This window comes from Stenotrophomonas sp. FR010 (assembly GCF_047520755.2).
Classification (GTDB): domain Bacteria; phylum Pseudomonadota; class Gammaproteobacteria; order Xanthomonadales; family Xanthomonadaceae; genus Stenotrophomonas; species Stenotrophomonas sepilia.
In genome coordinates this window covers 64460-74098 of sequence record NZ_JAXBQT020000018.1, presented here as the reverse complement: position 1 = coordinate 74098, position 9639 = coordinate 64460, and the positions used below count along the sequence as shown (strand labels likewise).

6 protein-coding genes are annotated in these 9639 nt (G+C 63.9%); 3 read left to right on the top strand and 3 right to left on the bottom strand.

All coding sequences use genetic code 11. The annotated features are described in order from the left end of the window. Window positions 1-29: 29 nt before the first annotated feature. Window positions 30-731, bottom strand: coding sequence for an alpha/beta fold hydrolase (locus tag ACM0PK_RS16030; RefSeq protein WP_262220232.1), 702 nt, complete (start codon window positions 729-731; stop codon window positions 30-32). Window positions 732-870: 139 nt separating this feature from the next. Here ACM0PK_RS16030 and ACM0PK_RS16025 point away from each other — a divergent pair, with 139 nt between their 5' ends. Next, window positions 871-1251 carry a YbjQ family protein gene (locus ACM0PK_RS16025; RefSeq protein ID WP_262220231.1) on the top strand — a complete coding sequence of 127 codons (381 nt, stop codon included), beginning with the start codon at window positions 871-873 and terminating at the stop codon, window positions 1249-1251. A gap of 258 nt (window positions 1252-1509) precedes the next feature. After that, window positions 1510-3213: a cytidine/deoxycytidylate deaminase family protein gene (locus ACM0PK_RS16020; protein ID WP_414607050.1), complete on the top strand. Its 1704-nt coding sequence runs from the start codon at window positions 1510-1512 to the stop codon at window positions 3211-3213. A gap of 7 nt (window positions 3214-3220) precedes the next feature. Here the strand turns inward: ACM0PK_RS16020 and ACM0PK_RS16015 are convergent, their stop codons facing one another. Together ACM0PK_RS16015 and mgtE are read right to left on the bottom strand one after the other, a co-directional pair. Next, window positions 3221-5947: a bifunctional acetate--CoA ligase family protein/GNAT family N-acetyltransferase gene (locus ACM0PK_RS16015; protein WP_414607051.1), complete on the bottom strand. Its 2727-nt coding sequence runs from the start codon at window positions 5945-5947 to the stop codon at window positions 3221-3223. A gap of 149 nt (window positions 5948-6096) precedes the next feature. After that, window positions 6097-7467 (bottom strand): magnesium transporter, encoded by a 1371-nt coding sequence (mgtE, locus tag ACM0PK_RS16010; RefSeq protein WP_414607052.1) that lies wholly within the window; start codon window positions 7465-7467, stop codon window positions 6097-6099. A gap of 341 nt (window positions 7468-7808) precedes the next feature. Between mgtE and ACM0PK_RS16005 the strand changes: the two genes are divergently transcribed. Further along, the gene (locus ACM0PK_RS16005) at window positions 7809-9587 is read left to right on the top strand and encodes a monovalent cation:proton antiporter-2 (CPA2) family protein (protein WP_414607053.1); all 1779 of its coding nucleotides are present in this window, start codon (window positions 7809-7811) and stop codon (window positions 9585-9587) included. Window positions 9588-9639: the final 52 nt, after the last annotated feature.

The window sequence follows — 9639 nt, the reverse complement described above, 5'->3', positions numbered from 1 at the left end:
GATCCGCCGGGCCATGCCCGGCGGATCCATCAGGCCTGCAACAGCCACCCACGCATCGCCGCACTGACCTCGTCCGGTTTTTCCATAGGCGCCAGGTGCCCGCAATCAGGCACCACCACCAGCTGCGAGTGCGGCACCATCGCGTGCATTTCCTCGCTCACCGCTTGTGGCGTAATGCGGTCGTTGGCGCCGCACACGATCAGCAGCGGATCGCGGTAACCGGCCAGCACATCATGGCCATCGCGGCGTTCCAGTGCGCTCTGGCGCAGGAACACTTCCGCGCCCAGGCGGGTGGTCATGTCGCGCACGCGCTGTACCAGCACGTAGTCGTCCAGCCGCGAGGCATCGATGTAGCTGCGCATCAGCACATCGCCGAAGCCGTGGAACTTCCCCGGCAGGCGCACGCTGGCGCGCTGGCTGCGCCGCTGCTCGGCGCGCTCCGGCGAGTCGGCGTGGATCGAGGTGTCAATCAGCGCCAGCTGCAGCACCCGTTCCGGCGCGATGCGCAGGATCTGCTGGGCCACGAAGCCGCCCAGCGAGAACCCGGCCAGCGCAAAGCGCTCCGGTGCCTGCGCCAGCACGTCTTCGGCCACCGCCTGCAGGGTCTCGCCACGGGTCTGGTCGCCCACGGTGCAGTCGGCGATATCGGCCAGGTCGGCCAGCTGCGCGCGCCACAGCTCGGCATCGTTGAGCAGGCCGGGCAGCAGCAACAGGGGAATACGATCGGTCATGGGGATATTGTCGCGCCAGCACGGTGACGGAACCATGCCGCAACGGGCGATTGCGTTGTAGAGTCGCGCCATGCTCGACTGCAGTACAGCCCGTCGAGCATGGCTCGACTCTACAGAAGGCAGCGACACGGACGCGACCATGGCAGACCCCTACAACAGCGGCACCCCTTCCCCGCCGGCACTGCGCTTCGACGATGCGCTGGTCACCACCGCCTTCGAGCTGCCCGGCCATCGCGTCGTACGCAACCTCGGCGTGGTGCGCGGCATCACCGTGCGCTCGCGTTCGATCGTCGGCAACTTCCTGGGCGGCATCCAGACGCTCTTCGGTGGCAACATCACCATCTACACCGAGCTGTGCGAACAGGCTCGCGAGGAAACCTACCGCGACATGGTCAAGCACGCGCGGCAGCTGGGTGCCAATGCGATCATCGGCATGCGCTACGACGCCACTGATGTGATGACCGGGCTGACCGAAGTGCTGTGCTATGGCACGGCGGTGGTGGTGGAACCGCAGCGCTGAATCCACCTGAATTGAAGCCTGGCGTAAAAGTTTCGCAAGAGGATGCCCCAATAGATTGAGCTGATCTCCACCAATGAGAGACGCCCCTATCAGTGAACGACCAAATGTGAAGCGCAGGATCGCCGGGCGTAGGTCCGCGTATTCGCCACGCGCCCCTCGGCGCATTCTGACGGATCGACGCGGTCAGTAATAAGACCGCGGTGTAGAACCATTCGGCAACCGGAGTGTTGTACATTTCCTTCAACATAGGGGGAATTCATGGGACGAGACCTTACTAACGGAATCGAGCGGGCGTATGCAGAACGTCTCGACTTATTCGTTGTGGCCCTAACTGGAAGAACAGGAAGTGGATGCACTACAACGGCGTCAGCCTTATGCCGTGAATTCGCAGATCTCCCGAGTTCTTCAACAGACCTGACCGCAATTGAGGCCCGAAAGCAGGAAATCTGCGCAAACTTCTCACAGGTTCAGTGGGTCCCGTTCAAATCAATATCCGTGTCGACAGTAATTTTCGGATACATCCTGACTGAGGATCCAGAGAATTTAGATAAATTGTTTTCCTCGCTCAAGATAGATGCGTCGAAGATTAAGGAAATCCACGCTCGCTCGCTCTCCGAGCAAGGAAACAGAGAGTTCTGCAAGCTCATTAAGAGCAAAAATAGCTTCAAGTCGAAGGAAGCTTGGCTTTATTACGTTAATTTTCTGACAGCAGCCGCGAGCGAGTTCCGATTACACCTCGGAACAAAATACTCGTCCTTGTTCCAGACTTTAGGTGACAACATCCGGCACAGTGGAAGTCCGACATCAAACGCCACATATCCAGAGGAACTTTTTTCGCTGGCTTCAAGAGTCAAGCGATTGGCGCTTTCATGCCGGGAGTACGATATCCATGATGGAATCGCCAGTACGCGAATCGTCATTGACGCTGTCCGTAACCCTCTCGAGCTTGTCTACTTAAGAGACCAGTTTGCTGCATTCTTCGCGTTCGCGATCACCACTGAGGAATCGCACCGGCGCTCAAGGCTTACCGAAGCGGGAATGTCGAAGCGTGAGATTGATGCACTTGATAATCGAGAATATTCAAAAAAGTCGCTGACAAGTTACGACAATTTCGTCTCCCAGAACATCGAAGAATGCATTCAAAAATCAGATGTTTTCGTAAACAACCCCGGAGCACCTGACTCAATTGAACAGAACAAACTAATTTTGAACCGGCAGCTCATCAGATACATCTCACTAATCTGCCGTCCGGGGCTTGTCACACCAACACATGATGAACGCTGCATGCAACTTGCGTTCGCGGCGAAGCTAAACAGTGGCTGCATATCTCGGCAAGTAGGCGCATCCATATCGGACGCAAACTCTTCGATCAAAGCTGTAGGCTGGAATGACGTTCCAAAGGGCCAAGTTCCATGTCTACTCAGAGATTCTCACCGGCTCATACACGGGGATGACCCCCTTGCATTCAGCGACTACGAGAAAAACAATTCTGAGATAAGAAACCAGGTAGCTTCATCCCACAAGAATGCTCCAATGATGAGAATTCGAAGAGGATTACCATGCCCGTTCTGTTTCAAGGATGCCTACAACGCAGTCACCAAGAAGCCAAATCAAGTTCATACCAGGTCTCTACATGCAGAGGAGAATGCGTTTTTGCAGCTAGCCAAGCACGGGAACAGCGGCATTGCTGGCGGAAATCTATATACGACAGCTAGCCCATGCGAGCTATGCTCGAAGAAGGCATTCCAACTTGGGATCCAGGAAGTTATTTACGTAGACCCCTACCCGGGGATATCACTATCACACGTCCTCCGCTCAGGACCTGAAGAATCCAGACCAATACTCAGGCTATTTCAAGGAGCTGTTGGCCATGCATATCACCGAATATATGAGCCGATTTTGCCAATTAAGGATGAATATGGTGCAAGATTGGGCGACGACCCGGATCCAACGTTGATTTAAAGACAGATCACGCCACCGGCGGGACGTCGGGCACCTCGACCTGCTGCACCGGCAAGGTCACCATCATCACCGTCGGGTCGTCCGGGTCGAGTCGGGTCTTGAAGCCCAGGCTCTGGCACATCGCCAGCATGGTGCTGTTCTCGCGCAGCACCTGGCCTTCGACCACGTCCAGGCCCAGCCACTTGGCGTACTCGATCATGATCGCCATCAGCCGCCAGCCGATGCCGTGGCCCTTCAGGTCCGAGCGGATCAGGATGCCGTACTCGCCGCGATGATAATCGGCATCGGCGTGCAGGCGCACGGCGCCCAGCATCTCCCCGCTGCGCGGTTCGATCGCTACCAGCGCAATCGAGCGCGCGTAGTCGAGCTGGGTCAGGCGCGCGATGAACTCGTGGCTGAAGTGCTTCACCGACTGGAAGAAGCGCAGGCGCAGGTCCTCGTCGCTGACGCGGGCGAAGAACGCACGGAACAGGGCGTCATCCTCCGGCCGCACCGGGCGCACGAAGGCCCGGCCGCCATCGGACAGTTCGATGGTGCGCTCCCACTCCTTCGGATACGGAAACACCGAAAAGCGCGGATGGCCACGGCCCTTGTGCAGGATGCGCGACGGTGCCACCGCCACGCGTGCGTCGAGGGCAAGGATGCCCTTGCTGTCGACCAGCAGCGGGTTGATGTCCAGCGTGCGCACTTCGGGAATATCGGCGGCCAGCTGTGCCAGCTTCACCAGTGCCAGCGCCAGCGCGCGTTCGTCGGCAGCCGGTACATCGCCGTAGGCCTTGAGGATGCGCGAAGCACGGGTCTGGCCGATCAGCTCGTGGGCCAGGCGCAGGTCCAGCGGCGGCAGGGCCAGCGCCTTGTCGTTGATCACTTCGACGGCGGTGCCGCCACGGCCGACCACGATCACCGGGCCGAACGTCGCGTCATCGGCGATGCCGACAATCAGTTCGCGCGCCTTCGGGCGGACGATGGTCGGCTGCACCAGCAGGCCATCGATGCGCGCATCCGGCCGCAGCTGGCGCGCACGCGACAGGATCGCGTTGGCCGCGCTCTGCACCGCCGGCAGCGTGGACAGGTTCAGGCGCACACCATCCACTTCCGACTTGTGCGGAATATCCGGCGAGAGAATCTTCAGCGCAACCGTGGCACCGCGTTCCAGCAGCGGCTGCGCAAGGTCCATCGCCTCGTGCGCATCACGCGCATGCATCACCGGAGCAGACGGAATGCCGTAGGCCTTGAGCAGTTCATGCGTGGCCAGCGGGTCCAGCCACTGCTGGCCATTGGCCAGCGCGGCATCGACCAGTGCGCGCCCGGTGCCCGTGTCGACGCTGAAGTCCTGCGGCAGGCTGGGCGGCGTTTCCATCAACGCGCTCTGTGCCTCGCGATAGCGCACCAGATGCTGGAAGCCACGTACGGCTTCGGCCTCGGTCGGATAGGTCGGCACCCGCGCCGCGTTGAGCGTGGCGGTGGCCTGGTCATCGTTGCCCAGCCACACCGCGAACACCGGCTTGTCGCGATGATGGCGCGGGCGTAGGCCGAGCGTGCGGGTGAGGGCCTGCGCCGCGTCGGCGGACGAGGTGAATGCGGTGGGTACGTTGACCACCATCACCGCGTCATTCTCGTTGTCGGCCAGCAGCGCTTCGATGGCCGCGGCATAGCGGTCACCATCGGCGTCGACCACGATGTCCACCGGATTGCTGCGCGACCAGCCCTGCGGCAGCACCGCGTCGAGTTTCTCGACCGTGCTGTCGGACAGGTTGGCCAGCGTGCCACGCAATGCGATGAGTTGGTCCACGGCCAGGCGACCGACACCACCACCATTGCTGAGGATGGCCAGGCGGCGACCGGGGAAGGTGCCCAACCGCCCGAGCGATTCGGCGGCGGTGAACAGTTCGTCCAGCGCACCCACGCGTAGCAGGCCGGCACGATTGAAGGCCGCGCCGTACACATCATCGGCACGCGCCAGGGCCTGCACATGGGTATCGCGGCTGCCCGGCTGCACGCGCTCGGCGCGACCGGACTTCACCACCACCACCGGCTTGGCGCGGGCGGCGGCACGCGCGGCCGACATGAACTTGCGCGCGTCCTTGATCTGCTCGACATACAGCAGGATGGCGCGGGTGCGGTAGTCGGTGGCGAAGTAGTCGAGCAGGTCGCCGAAGTCGACGTCCATCGTGTCGCCCAGCGAGACCACGGCGGAGAAGCCCACCGAGCGCGCCACGCCCCACTCCACCAGCGCGGCGGCAATGGCCGAGGATTCGGAGATCAGGGCGAGGTCGCCGGCCTGCGGGAAGTGCGCGGCGATGCTGGCATTGAGTCGCGCGTGCGGCGCGATGACGCCCAGGCAATGCGGCCCGAGGATGCGCAGGCCATGCTTGCGCGCCACCGCCTCTACCTGTGCGGACAACGAACCCGGGCCTTCGCCCAGGTGCGCGGTGAGGATGATCGCCGCCTGCACGCCCCGCTCTGCAGCGGTACGCACCACCTGCGGCACGATCGCCGCGGGCGCGGTGATCACCACCAGGTCGGGCACCCAGTCCAGGTCCTTCAGCCGCTTGATCGTGCGGATGCCATCAATTTCGGCGTGCCGCGGGTTGATCCACGCCACCTTGCCGGGGAAGCCGGTGCTGCGCAGGTTGCGCATCACCGCGCGGCCGGCCGAACGCTCACGCGGGCTGCCGCCGATCACCGCGACCGACTGCGGACGGAAGACGGACTGCAGGTGGTAGGTACTCATGCGCCTACGGTACCCAAATTCCGTGGCGATGGGGTCGGAGGAAGGGTCGGATCCCTTTTCGCAGGAAAGGGCTCCGACCCCTGCTGCGGATATCCGGGGTCAGAGCCCTTCGCTGCGCGAAGGGATCCGACCCCGGCGTGCACGTTTTGTTACAGCAGCGTGCCGTGCAGGATCATCGCGGCGATGCTGAAGTAGATCACCAGGCCTGTCACATCCACCAGGGTGGCCACGAACGGGGCCGAGGCGCTGGCCGGGTCGAAGCCGAGCCGCTTCAGGATGAAGGGCAGCATCGAGCCGGACAGCGAACCGAAGGTGACGATGCCGACCAGCGCGGCACCGATGGTGATCGCCAGCAGGATCCAGTGCTCGCCGTAGTCATGCAGGCCACCCAGCTGCCAGATCACGATGCGCACGATCGCCAGGCAGCCGAGGATGGCACCCAGCACCATGCCGGTCGGGATCTCGCGGATGGCCACCTTCCACCAGTCGCGCAGGCGCAGTTCGCGCAGCGCCAGGCTGCGGATCAGCAGCGAGGTGGCCTGCGAGCCGGAATTGCCGCCCGAACTCATGATCAACGGGATGAACAAGGTCAGCACCACCGCGCGCGCCAGTTCGTCCTCGTAGTGCTGCATCGCGCTGGCGGTCAGCATCTCGCCCAGGAACAGCACGCTCAGCCAGCCGGCGCGCTTGCGCAGCATCTCGAAGAAGCCGATCTGCATGTACGGCTTGTCCAGCGCTTCCATGCCGCCGAACTTGTGCGCGTCCTCGGTGGATTCCTCGATCAGCGCATCGAGCACGTCGTCCACGGTGACGATGCCGAGCATCTGCTGCTGCGCATCGACCACCGGGATCGCCAGCAGGTCGTGGCGGCGGATCAGACGCGCGACTTCTTCCTGGTCCATCAGCGCGTCCACCGTCACCGGCGGATTGACCTGGGCCACGTCCAGGATCGATTCCTCGGGCAGGCCGGTGATCAGCCGGCGCATGGTCACCACCTGCTGCAACTGCTGGCTGGCCGGCTCCAGCACGTAGATCGCGTACACCGTCTCGCGGGTACGCTCGACCTGGCGGATGTGCTGCAGGGTCTGCGCCACGGTCCAGCTGGCGGGCACCGCCACGTACTCGGTGGTCATCAGCGCGCCGGCGGTGTTCGGCGGATAGCTCAGCAGCTTCTGGATGGCCTGGCGGGCGTCGGTGCCAAGCAGTGGGATCAGCCGCGCGCGTTCTTCCTCATCCAGCTCGTGGACGATGTCGGTGGCGCGATCGTCAGCCATCAGCCCGAGCAGGGCAGCGGCGCGTGCCGGCGGCAGCGCGGCCACCAGCTCACCGCTGCGGTGCAGTTCCGGCGCTTCCAGCATTTTTACTGCACGCGGCAACGGCAGCGCGGCCAGCGTTTCCGCGGCGCGGGTCAGTTCCAGCGTGTTGAGGAATTCCACCGCGTCGGCGGTGTTGTAGTTCGCCAGCGGTGCGGCCAGTGCGGCGGCATCGGCCACCGGGCGCAGCAATTGCTTCTGGTTCATCGGTTTTGCCTTGTGGGGGTGCGACCTCGCGCAACGCCAACGCAGGCAAACCGTCCCGATGTCAGGCGGTGGCCATCGCTGGCGTCGAACGAGGTCGACTTCTACTGTCGCTGGACATGGGTTGGGGACTCCGGGATGCGTATGCCGACGGACGCGCCGCCAGCGGCGGGCAGTCTGGACCCGTGGGCCATGCAGGTCAACCCGGCAGCCCCGCACCGAAGCCTGGCCGGTTGTTCTCGTGCGTACACAGACCGGCGCGCATAATGTCGCGGTGGTGCTCACCACGCCCTACCCCACCCGAACGGACGCACTGCGGGCTTCCCCGATGACCAGGTATTCCCATGCATAGCGGCGGTCTGGAACTGGCCCTGGTGCTGCTGCTGGCGGCGGTCATTGCCGTGCCGGTGTTCAAGAGGTTCGGCTTCGGCGCGGTGCTGGGCTACCTGGCGGCCGGCGTGGTGCTGGGCCCGGACGGGCTGGGCTTCGTGCAGGACGCCGACCGCATCCTCGGCGCGGCCGAGATCGGCGTGGTGATGCTGCTGTTCGTGATCGGCCTGGAGCTGTCGCCGGCACGCCTGAAGGTGATGCGGCGCTCGGTGTTCGGCGCGGGCGCGGCGCAGGTGGCGATGTCCGGGCTGGTGCTGGGCGGCCTGCTGCTGCTCGACCACTTCCAGTGGAAGAGCGCGTTGGTGGTCGGTGTTGCGCTGGCGCTGTCATCCACCGCGGTAGGCCTGCAGCTGCTGTCCGAGCACAAGGCGATCAACAGCGACCATGGCCGGCTGGGTTTTGCCATCCTGCTGTTCCAGGACCTGATCGCGATCCCGCTGCTGGCGGCCATCCCGCTGCTGGGTGGGGCGAAGAACGAGACCCTGCGCTGGGAAGACGCCGCCGTGGCCCTCGGCGCGCTGGCCGTGGTGATCCTGTGCGGGCGACCGGTGCTGCGCAAGGTGTTCAGCATCATCGCCCGCACCCGCAGCCCGGAAGTGTTCACCGCCACCGCCCTGCTGGTGGTGCTGGGCACTGCCTGGTTCATGCAGGAAGCGGGCCTCAGCCCCAGCCTGGGCGCGTTCCTGGCCGGGGTGCTGCTGTCCGATTCGGAGTTCCGGCACGAACTGGAAGCGCAGATCGAGCCGTTCAAGGGCCTGCTGCTGGGGCTGTTCTTCATCGCGGTGGGCATGGGCATCGATCTTGACCGCATCGCCGCAGAGCCGTGGCTGATCGCCGCCGGCGTGGCGATCCTGCTGGTGGTCAAGTTCAGCCTGCTGTATGTGATTGGCCGTATTGCAAAGCTCAGTTCACGGCAGTCGCTGCTGCTGGGCAGCGTGCTGTGGCTGGGGGGCGAGTTCGCCTTCGTGGTGTTCAACGAAGCGCAGCGCGCGCACCTGCTCGGCAACGCCAATCACGATCGGCTGGTGGCGATCGTCGGCCTGTCGATGGCGATCACGCCACTGCTGATGATCGCGCTGCTCAAGCTGCTCGGCCAGGAGAAGGCCCCACCGCGCGGGACCGCCGAGGCCGACAAGGTGGCACCGGACAACCGGCCCAAGGTGCTGATCGCCGGCATGGGCCGCTTCGGCCAGGTGATCGCACGCCTGCTGACCGCACAGAAGGTGCCGTTCGTGGCGCTGGAGGCGAACCCGGACACGGTGGCCGACCTGCGCCGCTTCGGCAACCAGCTGTACTACGGCGACCCGACCCGCCCGGAGATGCTGCGTGCAGCGGGTGGCGAGCACATCGATGTGTTCGTCATCACCGTGGACGACCCGGAGACCAACCTGCGCGCGGTGCGCATGGTGCGCCGGCTGTACCCGGACGCGAAGGTGCTGGCGCGTGCACGCAACCGCCAGCATGCCTGGCGACTGATGGACATGTCGGCCGAGCCGTTCCGCGAAGTGTTCGGCACCAGTCTGGAAATGAGCGGGCGCGTGCTGACCGCATTGGGCGTGGCACCGGACGTGGCCGAGCGCCATGTGCAGCGTTTCCGTGAGCATGATGAACAGCTGCTGCGCGACCAGTACCTGGTGTACGACGACGAGGCCGCGGTGATCCAGACCTCGCGTGATGCACGCAACGACCTGATGCACCTGTTCGAAGCTGACGCGGAAAGCGACGGCGAGTAGGTGTGCCGGCCAACGGTCGGCATCCACCTGATCGATGGCGGACCCGGTAGTG